Source organism: Delftia sp. DS1230 (genome assembly GCF_040112715.1).
GTDB lineage: Bacteria > Pseudomonadota > Gammaproteobacteria > Burkholderiales > Burkholderiaceae_C > Comamonas > Comamonas tsuruhatensis.
The window spans coordinates 3,090,640-3,108,946 of the sequence record NZ_CP157763.1 but is presented as its reverse complement, the minus strand read 5'-3'; the positions used below and the strand labels follow the sequence as shown (position 1 = coordinate 3,108,946).

At 66.8% G+C, this 18,307-nt stretch carries 18 protein-coding genes and 1 riboswitch; of the genes, 11 read left to right on the top strand and 7 right to left on the bottom strand.

What is annotated here, in order from left to right; translation table 11 throughout:
- Positions 1 to 175 precede the first annotated feature (175 nt).
- Positions 176 to 1,717: a PLP-dependent aminotransferase family protein gene (locus tag AAN986_RS13900; RefSeq protein ID WP_047218640.1), complete on the top strand. Its 1,542-nt coding sequence runs from the start codon at positions 176 to 178 to the stop codon at positions 1,715 to 1,717.
- A 30-nt stretch (positions 1,718 to 1,747) separates the two neighbouring features.
- On the opposite strand, the gene AAN986_RS13895 is transcribed toward AAN986_RS13900, so the two are convergent.
- On the bottom strand, positions 1,748 to 3,028 hold the full coding sequence (locus AAN986_RS13895) for a serine hydroxymethyltransferase (RefSeq protein WP_241150382.1): 1,281 nt from the start codon (positions 3,026 to 3,028) through the stop codon (positions 1,748 to 1,750).
- Positions 3,029 to 3,522: 494 nt separating this feature from the next.
- On the opposite strand from AAN986_RS13895, the gene AAN986_RS13890 reads away from it, so the two are divergent.
- The 4 genes from AAN986_RS13890 (at position 3,523) to AAN986_RS13875 (ending at position 6,780) form a co-directional block, all read left to right on the top strand.
- Positions 3,523 to 4,485: a diiron oxygenase gene (locus AAN986_RS13890; protein WP_012205541.1), complete on the top strand. Its 963-nt coding sequence runs from the start codon at positions 3,523 to 3,525 to the stop codon at positions 4,483 to 4,485.
- Positions 4,482 to 5,561 (top strand): 2Fe-2S iron-sulfur cluster-binding protein, encoded by a 1,080-nt coding sequence (locus AAN986_RS13885; protein ID WP_047218642.1) that lies wholly within the window; start codon positions 4,482 to 4,484, stop codon positions 5,559 to 5,561. The genes AAN986_RS13890 and AAN986_RS13885 overlap by 4 nt, the downstream gene beginning before the upstream one ends.
- A gap of 51 nt (positions 5,562 to 5,612) precedes the next feature.
- Entirely contained in the window at positions 5,613 to 6,317 is a 705-nt protein-coding gene (locus AAN986_RS13880; RefSeq protein ID WP_047218643.1) for a glutamine amidotransferase, read from the top strand.
- A gap of 94 nt (positions 6,318 to 6,411) precedes the next feature.
- Positions 6,412 to 6,780 carry an antibiotic biosynthesis monooxygenase gene (locus tag AAN986_RS13875; protein WP_012205544.1) on the top strand — a complete coding sequence of 123 codons (369 nt, stop codon included), beginning with the start codon at positions 6,412 to 6,414 and terminating at the stop codon, positions 6,778 to 6,780.
- Between the two features lie 214 nt (positions 6,781 to 6,994).
- Here the strand turns inward: AAN986_RS13875 and AAN986_RS13870 are convergent, their stop codons facing one another.
- On the bottom strand, positions 6,995 to 7,336 hold the full coding sequence (locus AAN986_RS13870) for an H-NS histone family protein (RefSeq protein WP_016446025.1): 342 nt from the start codon (positions 7,334 to 7,336) through the stop codon (positions 6,995 to 6,997).
- Positions 7,337 to 7,719: 383 nt separating this feature from the next.
- On the opposite strand from AAN986_RS13870, the gene AAN986_RS13865 reads away from it, so the two are divergent.
- Positions 7,720 to 8,040, top strand: a complete 321-nt coding sequence (locus AAN986_RS13865) for a heavy metal-binding domain-containing protein (protein WP_012205554.1) — start codon at positions 7,720 to 7,722, stop codon at positions 8,038 to 8,040.
- Positions 8,041 to 8,088: 48 nt separating this feature from the next.
- On the opposite strand, the gene AAN986_RS13860 is transcribed toward AAN986_RS13865, so the two are convergent.
- Both AAN986_RS13860 and AAN986_RS13855 read right to left on the bottom strand, forming a co-directional pair.
- Entirely contained in the window at positions 8,089 to 9,039 is a 951-nt protein-coding gene (locus AAN986_RS13860) for a helical backbone metal receptor (protein WP_047218644.1), read from the bottom strand.
- Between the two features lie 4 nt (positions 9,040 to 9,043).
- The gene (locus AAN986_RS13855) at positions 9,044 to 10,957 is read right to left on the bottom strand and encodes a TonB-dependent receptor (RefSeq protein ID WP_047218645.1); all 1,914 of its coding nucleotides are present in this window, start codon (positions 10,955 to 10,957) and stop codon (positions 9,044 to 9,046) included.
- A gap of 69 nt (positions 10,958 to 11,026) precedes the next feature.
- A riboswitch (cobalamin riboswitch) is annotated at positions 11,027 to 11,254 on the bottom strand.
- A gap of 95 nt (positions 11,255 to 11,349) precedes the next feature.
- On the opposite strand from AAN986_RS13855, the gene AAN986_RS13850 reads away from it, so the two are divergent.
- Together AAN986_RS13850 and AAN986_RS13845 are read left to right on the top strand one after the other, a co-directional pair.
- Complete coding sequence (locus AAN986_RS13850) at positions 11,350 to 11,739, top strand: hypothetical protein (protein ID WP_012205557.1); 390 nt, start codon at positions 11,350 to 11,352, stop codon at positions 11,737 to 11,739.
- A 111-nt stretch (positions 11,740 to 11,850) separates the two neighbouring features.
- Positions 11,851 to 12,042, top strand: a complete 192-nt coding sequence (locus AAN986_RS13845) for a helix-turn-helix transcriptional regulator (RefSeq protein ID WP_013802457.1) — start codon at positions 11,851 to 11,853, stop codon at positions 12,040 to 12,042.
- Positions 12,043 to 12,051: 9 nt separating this feature from the next.
- Here AAN986_RS13845 and AAN986_RS13840 read toward each other — a convergent pair whose 3' ends face one another.
- Complete coding sequence (locus AAN986_RS13840; protein WP_349335722.1) at positions 12,052 to 12,858, bottom strand: sulfite exporter TauE/SafE family protein; 807 nt, start codon at positions 12,856 to 12,858, stop codon at positions 12,052 to 12,054.
- Between the two features lie 128 nt (positions 12,859 to 12,986).
- Between AAN986_RS13840 and AAN986_RS13835 the strand changes: the two genes are divergently transcribed.
- Positions 12,987 to 13,754, top strand: coding sequence for a helix-turn-helix transcriptional regulator (locus AAN986_RS13835; RefSeq protein WP_013802455.1), 768 nt, complete (start codon positions 12,987 to 12,989; stop codon positions 13,752 to 13,754).
- On the opposite strand, the gene AAN986_RS13830 is transcribed toward AAN986_RS13835, so the two are convergent.
- The gene (locus AAN986_RS13830; protein WP_349335721.1) at positions 13,751 to 14,962 is read right to left on the bottom strand and encodes an MFS transporter; all 1,212 of its coding nucleotides are present in this window, start codon (positions 14,960 to 14,962) and stop codon (positions 13,751 to 13,753) included. The two genes, AAN986_RS13835 and AAN986_RS13830, sit on opposite strands and share 4 nt — an antisense overlap.
- Before the next feature lie 76 nt (positions 14,963 to 15,038).
- Here AAN986_RS13830 and AAN986_RS13825 point away from each other — a divergent pair, with 76 nt between their 5' ends.
- Positions 15,039 to 15,488: a helix-turn-helix domain-containing protein gene (locus tag AAN986_RS13825; protein WP_096916226.1), complete on the top strand. Its 450-nt coding sequence runs from the start codon at positions 15,039 to 15,041 to the stop codon at positions 15,486 to 15,488.
- 9 nt (positions 15,489 to 15,497) lie between these two features.
- A complete protein-coding gene (locus AAN986_RS13820) occupies positions 15,498 to 15,983 on the top strand; it encodes a rod shape-determining protein (protein ID WP_349335720.1) in 486 nt (161 codons plus the stop codon).
- 95 nt (positions 15,984 to 16,078) lie between these two features.
- On the opposite strand, the gene AAN986_RS13815 is transcribed toward AAN986_RS13820, so the two are convergent.
- Positions 16,079 to 18,076: a TonB-dependent receptor gene (locus tag AAN986_RS13815; RefSeq protein ID WP_349335719.1), complete on the bottom strand. Its 1,998-nt coding sequence runs from the start codon at positions 18,074 to 18,076 to the stop codon at positions 16,079 to 16,081.
- Positions 18,077 to 18,307: the final 231 nt, after the last annotated feature.

The window sequence follows — 18,307 nt, the reverse complement described above, 5'->3', positions numbered from 1 at the left end:
TTGGGGGTTGGATTCCTGGCTGTCTTGGGAAAGGGGTATTTGAGCGCCGAAGTGGACTGAATGATCCATACACTTCGCTCTCTTGTTGCAGACCACTTTGCAATGGGCGCGCAGCATTTACGTCAGTACAATGGCCTGCCAAAGAGGTGCAATGAGATGAAAGGCGGCAGACCGCATGAGCAAGACCTTCGAGCTTGAGACCCTGAAGATCCGCATGGGAGATGCCGACCTGCGCCAGCTGGACCTGCACCAGCGGGTGCAGCGCGCCATGCGTGCGCTCATCCTGGATGGCGCGCTGCTGCCGGGCCTGAAACTGCCGGCCACGCGCTCGCTGGCCGACTCGCTGGGCATTGCCCGCGACACGGTGGAGAACGCCTACACCCAGCTGCACCGCGACGGCTTCATCGTGCGGCGCCAGGGATCGGGCAGCTATGTCTCCGAGACCATCGGCACCGAGCTGCGGGGCCGGGCGGCGCGGCGCGGCCGCTTGCCCGAGCACGAGCGCAGCGCCCATGCGGCCGGTGCGGCTGGTGCTGCCGGTGCTGTCGGTGCCATAAGGGCCGGTGCCGGCCTGAGCCGGCGCGGCCAGGCCATCGTCGATGGCGGCGGCATCGCCGACCAGCAGACCATTCGGGCCTTTGCCACCGGCCTGCCCGAGACGCGCACTTTTCCCACCGATGTCTGGGAGCGGCTGCAGCGGCAGGCGCTCAAGGACTACCGGGCCAGCGTCCTGCTGCACGGCGACCCGCAGGGCGCCGAGCCGCTGCGCAAGGCCATTGCCACCTACCTCAACCTGGAGCGCGGCGCCAAGGTGGAGGCCGGGCAGATCGTGGTGCTCAGCAGCACGCGGCAGGCGCTGTTCCTGTGCGCGCAGCTGCTGGTGGATGCGGGCCGGCCCATCCTGCTGGAGAACCCGGGCTACTTCGGCGCCCGCAAGGCCTTCGAGTCGGCCGAGGCCAAGGTCCTGCCCATCGACGTGGACGCGCAAGGCATTCGCACCGACCTGCTGCACGCCGACCGCAGCGGCGCCACCTGCGTGTATGTCACGCCATCGCACCAGTACCCCACGGGCGTCACCATGCAGCTGGAGCGGCGGCTGGACCTGATCCGCTGGGCATTCGAGCGCGGGCGCTGGATCATCGAGGACGACTACGACAGCGAATTCCACTACGACGGCATGCCCACCGCCTGCGTGCAAGGCCTGGACAAGCACGCGCGCACCATCTACATCGGCACCTTCGGCAAGACCCTGTACCCGGGCCTGCGCATGGGCTACATGGCCTTGCCGCAGGAGCTGGTGCGCGCCTTTGTCCAGGCGCGCAGCATCATGGACGGGCACACGCCCCAGATCCAGCAGCTGACGCTGGCGCGCTTCATGGAGGACGGCCACTACAACTCCCACGTGCGGGCCATGCGCAAGCTGTATGCGGGGCGGCGCGAGGTCATCCTCGAATCCATAGGCAGGCACCTGGCCGGCATCGTCACCGCGCCACGGCCCCAGGGCGGCATGCAGGTGCCCTGCCTGCTGGAGCCCGGCTGGTCCGAGGAAGACACCATCCGCCGCGCCGCCGCGGCGGGCGTGCTGCTGCAGGGGCTCAGCCGCCTGTACGCGGGCGAGCAGCGGCAGCCGGGCTGGCTGCTGGGCTATGCCTCGCTCACGGCCTACGAGATCGAGGCCGCCGTGCTGCGCCTGGCCAACGCGCTGCGAAAACCCTGACAGGTTGGGAGAAGCCGGGCGCTGCATGCCTCAGTAGGGCAGGGGAAAGCGCCCGGTCAGGTCGGACACGCCTTCGTGGATGGACTTGAGCGTGCGCGCGTTCATGGTGCCGCTGCGTATGCCGCCCAGCGTGGCAAGAATCATGTCGCCGATCTCGCGGAACTCGTCGGCGCCCATGCCGCGCGTGGTGCAGGCCGCGCTGCCCACGCGGATGCCCGAGGTCACCAGTGGCCGCGCGCCATCGCCGGGCACGGCGTTCTTGTTGACCGTGATGCCGATCTGCTCCAGCGCCGTTTCGGCGGCCTTGCCCGTCAGCTCCCAGGGGCGCAGGTCGATCACGCCCAGATGGCAGTCCGTGCCTGCGGACACCACGGACAGCCCGCCCTGCGACAGCCGGTCGCACAGCACGCGGGCGTTGTCCACCACGGCCCGCGCATAGGTACGGAAGGCGGGCTTGAGCGCCTCGCCCAGCGCCACCGCCTTGGCCGCCACCACATGCATCAGCGGCCCGGACTGCAGGCCCGGAAACACGGCGGCGTCTATGCGTCTGGCGATCTCGGCGTCGGCCGAGAGGATCATGCCGCCGCGCGGCCCGCGCAGCGTCTTGTGCGTGGTGGTCGTGGTCACATGGGCGTGCTCCACGGGCGAGGGGAACACGCCTGCGGCCACCAGCCCCGCCACGTGCGCGATGTCGGCCATGAAGATGGCGCCCACCCGGTCGGCAATGCGCCGGAACTCGGCCCAGTCCATCTGCCGTGAATAGGCCGAGCCACCGGCAATGATGAGCCTGGGCCGCTCCTTCAGCGCAATGCGCCGCACCTGGTCCATGTCGATGAGTTGGGAGCGGGCGTCCACCTCGTAGCTGATGGACTGGAACCACTTGCCCGACACGCTCACGCTGGAGCCGTGCGTCAGGTGCCCGCCCGAGCGCAGGTCCAGCCCCATGATCTTGTCGCCGGGCTCCAGGAACGCCAGGTACACGCCCTGGTTGGCCTGGCTGCCCGAGTGCGGCTGCACGTTGGCGTGCGCGCAGCCGAACAGCGCCTTGGCACGCGCAATGGCCAGGTTCTCCACGGCATCGGCATTGGCGCAGCCGCCGTAGTAGCGCACGCCGGGATAGCCCTCTGCGTATTTGTTGGTCAGCACCGAGCCCTGCGCCTCCATCACCGCGCGGCTCACGAAGTTTTCAGAGGCAATCAATTCAATCGAGCGCGACTGGCGAATCCGCTCGGCCGCGATGGCATCCCAGGCCTCGCTGTCTGCCTGTTGAAGATCCAGGGAATTGATTCTGGGGAGCGATAAATCGTCCATGTCGCATTGGCTGTCTTGGAGGCGCTGAAGCACGGGAATCGGCAGCACCCGGGTTATGGAAGGATTTGGAAACCAGGGCGCATCGGTAATGGGCAGTCTACAAAGTGCAGCTGCCTTGATTCCGACCATGTTTCAGCGGGTGAGCAGACCAATTAAGGTGGCATGCCAATGTAAACGGTTGAAAAAGCGGTCTGGTTCATTGGCGAAAATAGGTCTGTTTGAATCCACGCTCTCTCCATAGAATTCGCCGCCAGACGTTGAAAGTCATGAGATCCAATACCGCCAGGAATCATCCGCAATCTGCAGTCGGGGAGATTGATTCAAGGTGGAATATGACAGAGTGAAGAAATCCATGACAACGTATCTGCCATCTGCAGCGTCAATTGCAGTGCCATTTGCGGCGCCATTGGTGATTGCGGCGGATGGAGAAAGCGGGGGGAGGGAATAGGCGATTTGACTCAGATCAATCAAGTTCAATCACACGGAGTTGAAAAATGAATCTCGATATCTCTCGGACAGATGACGCCGTGCGCGATGCGCTCAAAAAGCTGTCCCTGCTCTGGAAGTCAAGAGCGGCCGTGAATCAGGACCTGCCTGATTACTGCGGCTTGGCGTTCGACCCCGCCCGGCAGGACTTCACCGCCTCGCTGCTGCCGTTTCGCGATCACCAGGCATGGGTGGAGGCGCCACAGCACCTGCGCGACCAATGCCTGTCCTACGCCTGGGGCATCTACAACCTCAAGACCATCTACATCGAGTGCAACGTGGTCACGCCGGCCTGCGAGGACATCATCAAGACCCCGCCGCCCAGCGCCAACCGCGCGCTGCTGCAGGACGTCATGTCCCAGGCCCTGCTGGACGAGGCCCTGCACACCCGCATGTCCATCATGGCCTGCAACTACATCTACGAGATGCGCGGCCTGGCGCCGCTGGACTACGCGGACTTCAACCTCGTCGGCTGGCGCAACGGCGTGCTGGCGCAGTGCGGCGCGGAATGGGAACGCCGCCTGGCCCGCTTCGCCATTGCCTGCGCCAGCGAGACCCTGATCACCGACTACCTCAAGACCATGGCCGAGGACCGCAGCATCCAGCCCATCTGCCACGAGGTCACGCGCACCCACGCCGTGGACGAATGGAGCCACTCCAGCGTCTTCAGCTCGGTGGCCACCGACATCGTCCAGGGCCTGAGCAACCGCGAGCGCAGCTACCTGCGCTCCATCATCCTCAAGACCGTGCAGATGTTCGCCAACAACGAACTGGGCGCCTGGTCCACCGTCTTCACCATGGTCGGCATGCCGCATGCGCGCGACATCCTGCACGACGTGGGCGACAGCAACGAGATCGGCGTCTACACCGACTCGGTGCAAAGCCTGATCGACCGCATCGGCCTGGCAGGCCGCAACCTGGGCGGCAGCGTGGCGCTGGTGTCGTCGGTCCTCGAGGAGATGCAGGCATGAGCGCCGCCCTCCAGGCAGGCAGCATGCTCGCGCGCTGCGCCGCTGCACGGGCAGAGGCGGGCGGCGTCATGGTCTACACCCTGCGCGTGCAGGGCGCCTCGGAGCAATTCCTCGGCGGCCTGCGGCCCGGCCGGCATGTGGCCATCGAGCATGCAGACGCCAGTGGCACCATGCAGCAGCGGCTGTACTCCATCACCCGCTACGAGCCCTGCAGCGAGCACGACGGTGCCGGCCAGTTCGACATTGCCGTCAAAAGCTCGGGCCGGGGCAGCGTCTCCGACCACATGCATGCGGTGCTGCGCGCAGGCTCCACGCTGCCGCTCGGCCACGTGGCCGGTGACATCACGGCCGACCTGGTGCTGGGCCTGGACTCCCTGGTCATGCTGGCCGGCGGCATCGGCCTGACCCTGCCGCTGGCGCTGCTGCGCGAACTGGACCGGCTGCAACAGCAGGGCCAGCGCGTACCCCGCACCACGCTGCTGCTGTGCTTTGCGCGCGTGGCCGACATTCCGTTCCTGCAGGAGCTGCAGCAGCTGTGCGAAACGGCCCCCTGGTTCGACCTGCGTATCCACATCACGCGTGAAGACATTGCCGCCCACGGCCCCTTCGTGCCGGGCCGCCCCTCGCCGCAGTCCCTGCTGGCGCTGGGCCAGCCCCAGGCCGTGGTCATCTGCGGTGGCCACGCCTTTGCGCAAACCTTTCGCGAGCATGCGCGGGCCTGCTTTCCCGGTGCCATACAGCACATCGAGGCCTTCACGCCGGCTGCCGCATCCACGGCCCAGCCAGGCGAGACCGCGCAGGCATGCCAGCTGCAGATCGCGCACAGCGGGCAGATTGTCGAAGCCGCGTCCGGCAAAAGCCTGCTCGAAATCCTGGAGGGCGTGGGCATTGCCATCCGCAGCCAATGCCGGGCCGGCATCTGCGGCAGCTGCCGCATCCGCATCACGGGAGGCAGTTCACGGCTGGAGGCGGACTTTTGCCTCAGCGACAGGGAAAAGGAAGCCGGCTATGCCTTGGCCTGCTGCACCTTCCCCTCGGCAGGCCATATCCACGTCGATCTCAAGCCCGGCGCCTGACTGGCTCCGCACGTTCCAAGCCACCCTCCTGTATCCACCTGAGTTCCTCCCATGAAAAAAGCCATCGCGCTGCGCCACATCCACTTCGAAGACCTGGGCACCCTGCATGCCGAGTTCGCCAGCCGCGGCTACGAAGTGCAGTACGTCGATCCCAGCATCGGCGAGCTTGACACCCTGGACCTGGGCCGTGCCGACCTGCTTGTCGTGCTGGGCGGCCCCATAGGTGCCTATGACGAGGCGCTTTATCCCTTCGTCGCCCAGGAGCTGGCGGCCGTACGCCGCTGGCTGGACAGCGGCAAGCCGCTGCTGGGCATCTGCCTGGGCGCGCAGCTCATTGCGCGCGCGCTGGGCGCCAGGGTCTACCCGCTGGGCGTCAAGGAAATCGGCTTCTCGCCGCTCACGCTCACCGATGCCGGCCTGGCCTCGCCCCTGTCCAGGCTGGACGGCGTGCCCGTGCTCCATTGGCATGGCGACCAGTTCGACATTCCCGAAGGCGCCGTGCACCTGGCCGGTACCGCCATCGGCGCCAACCAGGCCTTCGCAGTCGGCTCGCAGGTGCTGGGCCTGCAATTCCATCTGGAGGCCGACGCGGCCCGGCTGGAGCGCTGGCTGGTCGGCCATGCCTGCGAGCTCGGCATGGCCCAGGTGGACCCGCGCACCCTGCGCGCCGATGCCCAGAAATACGGCGGCCTGCTGGCGCTGGCCGCGCGCGATGTGCTGGCCGCCTGGCTGGCCAACCTGGAGCGCAGCCGCTGAACCTGCGGCGCCGCCCATTCACCCATTTCCCCCCACGCCGGAGCCGCGCTGCGCGGCGCCGGAATCTCTGTTCCCGAAAAAAGGAGAGTTGAAGATGGTTGTCGTACTGTTCGAACTGCAGGCCTTGCCCGGCCAGAACCAGACCTATGTGGACCTGGTCAACAAGCTCACCCCCATGCTCAAGCCCATGGAGGGATTCATCTCCGTGGAGTGCTTCCAGAGCACGCTCAACCCCGAGAAAGTCATGTCCGTCACCACCTGGCGCGACGAGGAAGCCGTCGTCCAGTGGCGCAACGTGGAAGCCCACCTCAGCGCCCAGCGCGCCGGCCGCGACAAGATCTTCAAGGACTACCGCGTGCGCGTCACCCAGGTGCTGCGCGACTACGGCCTGAATGACCGCGCGCAGGCGCCCGCGGACAGCATCATGGGCAAGGCAGGCAGCTGCCCCGTCAGCCACGCCTGAGGGCTGGCGGTGCCGCAAAGGCCCGGCTGGTCCCCCATGCCGGAGCGCGATGCACGCCATCGAAAGATGCCGGCAGTGACTACGCTGCCGGCGCCAGGCCGGAAAAAAAGCCCGCTGAATGCTCAGAGGGCTTTTTTTCGGACGGCACAGATTCCTTCGCATCGGAACCCCACCGCACCGCACGGCATCCTGCGTGCCGCCGTGTGCAGCGCCTTCAGTTGCGAGCTGCCGCTGCCGCCATTTCTGCGAGGAACGGGCCTTGGGCCGCCTCGGGTTTGCGTTCGATGAGGAAGTCGTCGCGATCCTGGTCCTTGATCCAGTTCGGAGGCTTGCCGCGACCTGTCCACGTTGCTCCTGTAGACGGATCGCGATACTTCGCCGGTGCGCTGGTTTTTGCTGGGATGTAGGGGAACACTTGCTGCTGGGTGAATCCGAAATCGGTCACCAGCTTCTGGACCTTGGACAGGGCAGCGTCGGCCGCCGAGGTGCGGGCCTTGGCAATTTCCATGTCCAGCGCGGCCTTGGCCGCAAGGAGTTCTTTGAGGGACTGTGTCATAGGGGGTGCGAAATTTTTGAAGCCAGATTATGGGGCTGATGGGGCGCGCGCTTGCCGAACCTATCGTGCCGGATCGATCGTGCAAGCCTGGGGCGCGGGGAAGATGTTGCGGCTTGCGGCGCCTTGCACTGCCATGGGGCGCTGCGACGCGGGTGGAGCCGAATAGGTGGGTCTCGCATTGATTTTTTCGCTACCTAGATGGAGATGAGTCCCAATGGCTCCTGCACGCGATTGAATTTTTTGAAACCACCTTCCGAGATCTGAAGGCGAAAGATGATAGCGCAGGCCTATGTCAGACTGCAGCTTGCAGGCCTGCCTTGCGTTGGGCTCGCGCAGGCTGGGCGGCCAAAATCCATCTTCAACATCTTCACCGAGGATTTCTCATGATCATCACCACCACCCCCCAGATCGAAGGCCGCCGCATCACCCGCTACTGCGGCGTGGTCGCGGGCGAGGCAATTTTGGGCGCCAATGTGTTCAAGGACTTGTTTGCCGGGCTGCGCGACATCGTGGGCGGGCGCTCGGCTACCTATGAGCGTGAGCTGCAGCGGGCGCGCGAGATTGCGCTCAAGGAGCTGGAGGAACGCGCCCAGGAACTGGGCGCGAATGCCGTGGTGGGGGTGGACCTGGATTACGAAGTGCTGGGCCAGGGCAACGGCATGTTGATGGTGTCTGCCAGCGGCACGGCCGTGGTGCTGGAGTAGGCAAGTCATCGGCCAAGCAGGCCAAGCGGGTCAATCAGGCCAGAGAAGTCAACGCGGCGCCGTGCCCCGCATCTCCAGGCAGCGGGCCAGCGCCCGCGCCGCCTCGCCCAGGCGCGGGCCGGGGCGGGAGACCACGTCCGTCTCGACCAGGTCCAATGCGCAGATGCGGCCCGAGCGCACGGCGGGCATGCGGCTCCAGCCTGGGCGGGTGGAAAAGCTGGCCGATGGCGTCTGCGGCGTGTGGATGATGAGTTCTGGCTGCTGGCGCAGCACGTATTCGGGCGTGATGCGGGGGAAGGGACCCAGGTTCTGCGGCAGCACATTGCGCGCGCCCAGGCGCTGCAGCAACTGGCCTATGAAGGAGTCCGGCCCCGCCGCATAAGGCGTGGCGTCCACCTCGAAATACACCTTCTGCCCGGCGGGCGTGTGCGCAGCCAGCGCCTTGGCCTGCTGGTCCACCTCGGCCTGCATGCGCGCCAGCAGGGCGTTGGCGCGCTGCACCTGCAGCAACTGGTCGAGCTTGTGCAGTACCTGCTCCAGCTGCGCCATGTCGTTGGCGTCCAGCGCCAGCACAGGAATGCCGAAGCGCTCCAGCTGTGCGATGACGGGTGCGGAATACGCCATCAGCACCACGTCGGGCCTGAGCCGCACGGTGGCCTCAACCAGCGGGGCAAAGGTGTGGCCCAGCTTGGGCAGAGCGGCCACGCGGGCCGGGTGGTTGGAGAATTCGTCCACGCCCACGATGCGCTCACAGGCCTCCAGCGCGCACAGCGATTCGGTCAGCGAGGGCAGCAGCGAGACGATGCGCTGCGGCACCCGCTCCAGGCGCACCTGGCGCCCGCGCATGTCGGTGACGGTGTAGGCAGTGGTTGCCCCGCCCGTTCCCCCATCCGCCGCCTTTTGCGCAAAGGCGTTGCCCGTGCCACCTGCGCAGGCCAGGGCGGCGGTCAGCAGCAGGATGCGGGGCAGGCGCGAAAGCAGGCGCAGAAGCAGATGCATGGGGTCAGGGCAGGGGAGTCCAGCGCACGCTGACGAACACGGTGCGGCCTGCGTTCGCATAGCCGCGCGTGGGGGCGTAGTCGCGGTCGGCGATGTTGTTGACCCGGGCCAGCAGCGTCCATTGCCTGGTCAACTGGCGCTGGGCGTAGAGGTTGACCACGCCGTAGCCGCCCAGCTTGAAGGTATTCGCCTCGTCTGCGTAGCGGCCGCTGTACAGCTGCGCTTCGCCGCCCAGCGTCCAGCCGGCTGCCTGGGTGTCGGCATTGAGCTTGAGCATTCGCTTGGAGCGGTAGGGCAGCAGCTTGCCGGTCTCCAGGTTCTCGGGGTTCATGAAGTCCAGCGAGGCGCCCAGGTTGGCGCTGCCCAGGCGCGTGCCGCCAGACAGCGTCAGGCCGGTGATTTCCACGCTCTGCCAGTTGCGGTAGCAGTTGCAGGGAACCGCGCTGTTCCAGTCGTAGGTGATGAGGTTCTTGAACTTGTTGCGGTAGACCACGGCCGAGAGGCGGTTGGCACCGGCCGCATAGTGCAGGCCGGTTTCCACGTTGGTGCTGCTTTCGGGCTTGAGGTCGGCCGCCGCCTGGCCCGTGAAGCGTTCGTACAGCGTGGGCGTGCGGAAGGCCGTGCCGGCCGATGCCACCCAGCGCCAGCGCTCGTCGATCTGCAGGCCATAGCCCAGGCCGCCCGTGGTCTTGTTCTGCTGGTCGCGCACCTGGTCGTGGCGCAGGTTGGCGTCGAACTGGTGGCGTCCCTCCGTCAGGCGCCAGCCGGCCGACAGGGAGTTCTGCACGCGCCGGCTGTCGGTGTTCTGCGTCCAGGCGTATTGCGTGTCCAGCTTGTCCTCGCGGCGCTCCAGGTCGATGTTGAAACGGTGCTGGCCCAGCGTGAACAGGTTCTGCAGCAGGTAGTTGGTGGAGCGGCCCTTGGCGCTTTCGGGCGACTGGGTGTGGCGGTCGCTTTGGCTGTCGGTATGGGAGACCTGGACCACGCTTTTGTACATGGCGTTCCAGCCGGCCTGCCAGCGCAGGCTGCCGGTGGTGTTCTTGACCACGTCGTAGTCGTCGAACGGCGGCGGGCTCTGGTCGTAGTGGGTGCGCAGGCGGCTGTGCAGCAGGCTGGCATCGATCTGGTGGATGCCCGTTTTGTAGCCCGCGTTCAGGCCCAGCGAGGTGTTGCTGTAGCCATCCTTGTCCGGGTTGGGCGAGAAGGTGTTGCCGGGGTAGACGTCGAAGCCGTCACTGCGTTCGTCAGCCAGGTTCAGCCCGTAGGTGAAGCCGTTGGCACCGCCCTGAAATCCCGTGGCCAGCTTGCTGGTGCCCTGGTTGCCTATGCCGGCCTCGGCATAGGCGCGGGTCTGGCCGTCCGCCCGCTTGGTGAAGATCTGGATCACGCCGCCCATGGCGTCTGAGCCATAGATGGCGGCGGCCGGGCCGCGCAGCACTTCGATGCGCTCGATCTGCGCCAGCGGCAGGGTGGACCAGACCGCGCCGCCCTGCAGCTCCTGCGAGCTGTAGCGCACGCCGTCGATGAATACGGCAGTGTGCTGGTTGCTGGTGCCGCGCAGGTAGACCGACGTGACCTGGCCCGGCCCGCCGTTGCGGTTGATCTGCACGCCCGGCACCTGCACCAGCAGGTCGGCCACGCCCGTGGCGCCGCTGCGGGCAATGGTCTCGGCGTCGATCACGGTCATGTCGGCCGTGACGGTGCGCAGGGGCTGCTCGCTGCGCGAGGCGGTGACGACCACGGTATCGAGCTGGGAGGTCTGTGCCCGCTGCGCCTGTTGTGCCAGTTGTGCCTGTGCATGGGCCTGGCAGGCCAGCAGCGAGGCCGCAGCCAGGGCGGACAACGTGCGCAGTACGGGGAACGCCGAGGGCGAGCGAAGAGCGGCGCCAGGGGCGCGCGCGAGGGCGAGGGTGTGCATGGATGCGAGCCAGTTGCGCGCCAGCGACCCCGCCGGCACGGAAACCACAAAGACCGGCTGCGCTGCATGCGCGGCCGGCCGCCTGTTGGCCGGTATCCAGACTGGTGACGCACTCGCCAAGGCCTTCCCGGGCTGTACGCCCAGTGGCACGGGTTTGGCGGGGGCCGGTGCCATGCACGCGGCGTTTCACTCACTGTTGCGGGGGCAGTACATGCGGGCGGCTTTATCTGGCCGCCCCATGTTTCCCGTTTAACCGCAGCCCCTGGGGCTGCTGGCACCAACGGCGGCGATTGTACGGCGGGGCGTTCAGTGTCGATGTAAAGCTTGCTTGACATGTCCGCGGATGGCATCGCACAATGTCAAGCATCCTTTACACATTGCGAGAGACTTCCATGAATCAAACAACGGTCACCAACCGCCGCTACCAGAAGGAGCTGGGATTTGCGCTGCTGCTCTACATGGCGCTGCTTGTGGGGGCGCTTTTGCTCAGCGCCGACATGCAGGCCGGGGCCCTGCGTACGGCGCTGCTGCTGAGCCCCATGCTGGCGTTTGCGCTGGCCGTGCGGGCCATCGTGCGCCTGGTGCGCGATACCGACGAGTTCCTGCGCAAGTCCATGCTGGAGCAGCTGGCGATTGCGGCGGCGGGTACGGCCGGCATCACCTTCACCTACGGATTCCTGGAAATGGCAGGTTTTCCCAAGCTCAGCATGTTCATGGTGTGGCCCTTGATGGGTGCGCTCTGGGTGGCGGCTTCGGTGGCTCACTGGCTGCGCAGCCGATGAGCTGTTCCGCCAAAGTGCCCCTCCCATGAAAAATGACCCCCGCGCTCCCCTTGCTGTGCAAGGTCCGCTGCCCCCCGAGGGGGTGCCTTTTCATCTTGGGGCGGCCCTGCGATGAAAAACACCATCCGTGAACTGCGCGCCGAGCGCGGCTGGAGCCAAGCTGCGCTGGCGGACCTGCTGGGCGTGTCGCGCCAGACCGTGAATGCGATCGAGACGGGTCGCTACGACCCCAGCCTGCCGCTGGCATTCGCCATTGCCCGGGTGTTCGAGACCCGGATCGAGGCGATCTTCCAGGAGGGTTGAGCGCAGCGCTCAGGCCACGATCATGACCAGCAGCACCAGGCCCAGCAGGGCCAGGTAGGCCTTGGCATGCAGGGCATCGGGAATGCGGCCGATCAGCGGGGCCGCCAGCCTGATGCCCGTCCACGATCCGACCGTCAGCAGCGCAAAGGCCTGCAGGTCCACATAGCCCACATGCCAGGGGCCCAGCCCCGCGCCCCGCGATGCCAGCATGTAGGCAGCGGTGCCCGCCACGGCCATGGGCAGGGACAGCGGGCTGGCCATGGCCGTGGCGGCCGCCATGCTGGCGCCGCGCCGGCGCATCAGCGGCACGGTCATCACGCTGCCGCCCACGCCCAGGAAGGCCGCGATCGCACCAATGGCCAGGCCCGCCGTGGCGGCGGCCTGCCGGCCCATGGGCTGCATGCCGGCGGCGGTGCCGTGCACGAAGCCTGGGCGCAGCAGCGCGTCGGCGATGGTCAGGGCCAGGTAGGCGATGAAGGCCCAGCGCACCCATTCCCCGCTGATCCAGGTGGCGGCCGCCGCGCCCGCCACGGCGCCGGCCGCGATGAAGCCAGCCAGTGGCCGCACCTGATCCCAGGGCAGGGCGCCCGCGCGGTGCTGGCGCAGCGTGGCCATGGAGGCGCCAAAAATCATCACGCAGGTGGAGGTGGCCACGGCAATGTGCATGGCAGCCTGGCCCACGGCGGAGTCCGCGCCGTGGATGGAGGTCAGCAGCGCATAAAGCAGCGGAACGGCCACGAAGCCGCCGCCAAAGCCGAAGAGCACGGTGGTCACGCCGGCAAGCACACCGAAAGCCAGCAGCAGGAGAGGGAACACAGACAGTCCTTTGGAAAAAACGAGCAAGGACTGAACCTTAGGATGCCGCGGTTTGGCCTGCTTTCGCGGATGGGTCAATAATCCTCGAATTCCTGCCAAAGCCTGTTGGCTGTTTTCCGGACATTCCCATGCTCAACATCCCGCTGCATTCCGTGGACGCCGTGGCGCGTGATGTGCTGGCCATCGGCACCGACTACACGCCTGGCACGCTGCTGCCCACGCACAGCCACCGGCGTGCCCAGTTTCTCTACGGGATGAGCGGGCTGATGGAAGTGGAAACCGACGACGGCGCCTGGACCATCCCGCCCTATAGCGGCGTGTGGATTCCGGCCAGCAAGCCGCACAGCGTGCGCATGCAGGGCGTGAGCACGCGCAGCCTGTACATCGAACCGGCTGCTGCGCCCCGCCCGGGTGTGCACTGCGAGGCCCTGGTCGTCACCCCGCTGCTGCACCAGCTGCTGCTGTCCTGCGCCGACCTGCCGGCGCTGTACGACGAAGCGGGCCGCGACGGCGCCCTGGTCACGCTGGTGCTGCACGAGCTGGCCTCGGCCCGCAGCCTGCCGCTGTTCGCGCCCATTCCCCGCGACGAAAAGCTGGCCGCCCTGTGCAAGCAGTTCCTGGCCCAGCCCAGCATCCGCGCCACGCCCCAGGATTGGGCGCAGGCGCTGAACAAGAGCCTGCGTACCTTCAGCCGGTTTTTCCAGCAGCACACAGGCATGGCCTTTGGCGCCTGGCGCCAGCAGGCCTGCCTGCTGGCGGCGGTGTCGCGGCTGTCTGCGGGCGCATCGGTCACCCAGGTGGCGCTGGATTTGGGCTATGACAGCCCCAGCGCGTTTTCCACCATGTTCCGCAAGGCATTGGGCCGGGTGCCTTCGGAGCTGGTGAGCCGGGTCTAGGCGGGAACGCTGGCCTGGGCAGCCGTCTCCCGTGTCATGGCCCAGAACACCAGTGCCGCCAGGCTGAACGCCGCCCCCGCAACGCAGACCCCGTGCCAGCCAAACCGCGCGTAGGCATTGGTGGAAATCAGCGCCCCAAGCCCGCTGCCCACGGCATAGAACAGCATGTACAGGCCCACCAGCCGGCTGTGCGCCTGCGGGTTGCTGCGAAAGATCAGGCTCTGGTTGGTCACATGCAGGGCCTGGCCGCCCAGGTCGAGCAGCACGATGCCGGCGACCAGCGCCCACAGCGACTGCTCCAGCAGCGCAATCGGCACCCAGGCCAGCAGCAGGATCACCAGCGCGCGCAGGCTGGTGCGCTGCGCGAAACCCTGGTCGGCCCAGTGCCCGGCACGGGCTGCTGCCAGTGCGCCCACAACGCCGGCCAGGCCAAAGGCGCCGATGGCCGTGAGCGACAGGCTGTAGGGCGGTGCGCTCAGCGGCAGGACCAGGGCGCTCCAGAAGATGTTGAAGGTGGCAAACATCAGCAGGGCCAGCATGCCGCGTGTGCGCAGCATGCGGTCCTGGCGCAGCAGCTGGAGCATGGAGGCGAGCAGCTGCGTGTAGCTGGGTGCATGCAAGGGCACCGCCAGCCGGGGCAGTTGCCGCCACAGGGGCCAGGCCAGGGCCAGCATCAGCAGGGCCGAGCAGGCATAGACGCCACGCCAGCCGGCCAGGTCGCCCACGGCGCCGGCAAACACGCGCGCCAAAAGCAGGCCGATGAAAACCCCGCCCTGGGCTGCGCCCACCACGCGCCCGCGCTCATGCGCCTGGCTGGCGCTGGCCGCATAGGCGATCAGCCCCTGCGTCATGGCCGTGCCCAGCAGGCCCACGGCCAGCATGCCCGCCAGCAGCAGAACGGCCGAACGCGCGGTGCCGACTGCCGCCAGGGCCAGCACCAAGCCCAGCAACTGCAAAAGCATGAGCCGCCGCCGCTCCAGCCGGTCGCCCAGCGGCACCAGCAGCACCAGCGCCAGCGCGCAGCCGGCCTGCGTGGCGGTGACCACGCCGCCCACGGCCGCATGGCTGATGCCGAAGTCGGCCGCCAGCGCCTCCAGCAGCGGCTGGGCATAGTAGACATTGGCCACGCTCAGGCCGCTGGCAGCGGCGAACAGCAGCACCAGGCTGCGCGGCATGCGGACCGTGTCCGGGGCAGGGAAGGCGTTCATGGGTTGAATCCGGTTGCAAAACAAAACTGGTTTGATGCTAGTTGAACCAGTTTTGAAATGCAACCAAAATAGCGCCATGAAAGAAGACATCCGTCCTGACACACCGCAGCCCTGTCCGGTGGCCCGCTCCCTGGATGTGATCGGCGACCGCTGGTCGCTGCTCATCGTGCGCGATGCCTTTGACGGCATCAGCCGATTTGGCGATTTCCAGCGCAGCCTGGGCGCGGCCCGCAATATCCTGGCCGACCGGCTGCGCCGGCTGGTGGAGGCCGGCATCCTCGAAACCCGACCGGCCGCCGAAGGCTCGGCCTACCTGGAATACGTGCTCACGGCCCAGGGCCTTGAGCTGTTCCCGGTGATCGTGGCGTTGCGGCAGTGGGGCGAAGGCCATCTGTTCGCGCCGGGCGAGGCGCATTCGCTGCTGCTGGACCGCCAGACCGGCCAGCCTGTCGCGCCCATGCTGCCGCGCAGCGGGGATGGCCGGGCCTTGCTGCCGGGCCAGACCGTGGTTCAGAAAATCGATTGATGGATATCCATGCTCTCTGCCTTCATATCACTCATCTACGTACAGATTTCTCCCGAGCGCCTGACGCTGAAGGATCCGAAGACCGGGCAGACCCTCTCGGAGGTTCCCGAGCTGGCCCTGAGTCCGCCGCCCCGGCGCCGGATTCTCGCGGCCGGCCCGCAGGCCAGGCTCGCGGCTGCATCGGAGCCTGCCGAAGTCGTCAATCCCTTCGCCCACCCGCGTTCGCTGATATCGGACTTCATCCTGGCCGAGCAGCTTCTGAAGTACCAGCTCAGGCGCATGCATCGGCGTGCCTGGCTGGCGGCCTCCCCGCACATCGTCATCCATCCGCTGGGCAACCCCGAGGGCGGATTCACCCAGGTGGAACTGAGGGCCTTGCGCGAGCTGGCCAATGCAGCCGGCGCCTCGAAGGTGAATGTCTGGACAGGCCGGCCCTTGACAGACGAGGAATTGCTGACGCGCAAGCCCCCTGCGCAGGGCGGTGTCTGGGAGTGAGGCTTTGCTCCTCTCCATGAAAAAAGCGCCCGTCACAACGGGCGCTTTGTCTGGGTCAGCGCAAGGGCCGATAACGCGCTATCAGAACCGCGCCATCAGAACCGCGCCGTCATCCCCACGAAGTAGGTACGGCCGCCGTTGTCGTAGTTGGCGCCGATGGTGCGGGTTTCCTTGTCGGCCAGGTTGATGATGCCGGCGCGCAGGGTCAGGGTGTCGGTCACGTTGTAGTTCATGGACACGTCGAACGTCGTATAGGCCTTGGCGAAGGTGGTGGCCGTGCCCGTGGTCACGACTTCCTTGCCCACGTGGCGGGCGCTGAACATGGCGGACCAGCCCTGGCGGATCTGCCACTGCAGCGACGAGTAGATGGACAGCTCGGGCACGGCCAGCAGCGAGGCGCCCGTGCTCAGGTTCTTGGACTCGAACATCTTGGTGATGTTGGTGTTCCAGGTCAGGCCCTTTGCCAGGGGAACGTTCACGAAGCCTTCCAGGCCGCGCGTGCGGGCACGCTGGGCGTTGGCCATGCGGGTCCACCAGAAGCCGTTGTAGAAGCCCAGCGGCTGGTAGTCGATCTTGTTCTTGAAGTTGGTGTGGAAGTAGGTGGCACCCAGCGCCCAGCCATTGCGGTCCCAGCTCGTGCCCAGCTCGAAGTTGGTACTGGTCTCGGGCTGCAGGTCGGGGTTGCCGGCCATGTAGCAGCCGCGCGTGCCGTCGGCGTTGACGCTGGTGCTGGTCCAGCCCATGCCGGCCAGGCTGCGGCAGCCGTTGCCCCCGGATTGCGTGGCGGCGCTGGCCGAGTTTTCCTTCAGGTTGGGCGCACGGAAGCCGCGCGAGACGCCGCCGCGCACCGTCCACTCCGAGGCCGGGTGGTAGACCAGGTAGGCGCGCGGGCTCCAGTTGTTGCCGTATTTCTGGTGGTGGTCCATGCGCAGGCCCAGCGTCAGCGCCAGGTTGTCGCGCAGGAAGATCTGGTCCTCGCCGAACAGCGCCCAGGTGGTGGCGCTCAGGCCCGAGCCCGAGACCGGGCGCCCCGCGTAGTCGATGGGAGCCAGGCCGATGGTGTCGCGGTTGTCCAGCGACTCGCGGCGCCACTGCATGCCCAGCGTCATGGCCTGGTCCAGGCCCCACAGCTTCAACGGCTTGTCGATGCGGCCGTCCAGCGTGGTTTCCTTGGAGTTGTTGCCGATGGTGTCGCCCTTGTCCTCGTACTTGTTGTGCACGAGGTTGAGCTTGGAGGTCAGGTCGCCCCAGCGGCCGTCATGGCTGAGGCCGAACTTGGTCTGCTCCAGCTTGCTCAGGCCCCAGGGATAGACCACCTGGTCGCCCGACGCCGTGCGCGCGTCGGAGCCCGTGGCGCGCTGGATGCCTTGCGCGGCCTCGATGCCGATCACCTGGTCGGGCGTGAGCTGCCAGTTGAGCAGGGCGTTGAGGTTCTGCTTGCGCGAGCCGGCCGTGGACTGGTACGTGCCCGGGAAGCCGCCCGTGCTCTCGTCGGCAGCGCGGTCCGTGTAGTTGCCGCCCAGGCGCAGGCCGAACTTGTCGGACAGCGGGCCGCTGATGTTGAAGCCCAGCTGGCGCGTGTCGCCGCGGTCGCCGTCGGAGGGCTTGCTGTAGTTCAGCGTGGTCGAGCCGCTCCAGCGCTTGCCGATCTTGCGCGTGATGATATTGATCACGCCGCCCATGGCGTCCGAGCCGTACAGCGAGGACATGGGGCCGCGCACTACCTCGATGCGCTCGATCATCTCGGGCGAGATCCAGTCCAGATCCTGCGAGCCCAGGTCGTCGCGGTAGTTGATGCCGGCCGAGTTGCCCTGGCGCTTGCCGTCCACCAGGATCAGCGTGTACTTCTCGGGCAGGCCGCGCAGCTTGATCTTGGACTGGGCACCCGTGCCCGACAGGCCGCCAGTCACGCCGGGAATGGTGGACAGCAGCTCGCCGATGCTGGTGACGGGCTTGCGCTCGATGTCTTCCCGCGTGATCACGCTGATGCTGGCCGGCGCCTCCTTGATGTCCACGGCCGTGCCCGAGGCGGTCACCACCACCGTGGACAAGGACGTGTCGGCCTTGCTGTCGGCCGTCTGGGCATGGGCCATGGCTGTGCATGCCAGGGCAGCGCAAAGTGGAAGAGGGCGGAGCACCGAGATTCTGACCATCTTTGTAAAGTTCCGTATGGGTTAAAAATCAAGGTGCGAATGATAACGATTTGTATCTACATATTTCTCTTCACGTAAAGACAGTTGTTTTTTGTTCACGCGTTATCTAATCGCTGGACACGCCTGAGGCGTTGTGCACAAGTCTGGTGCACAAAATGACGGGGGGCGGCA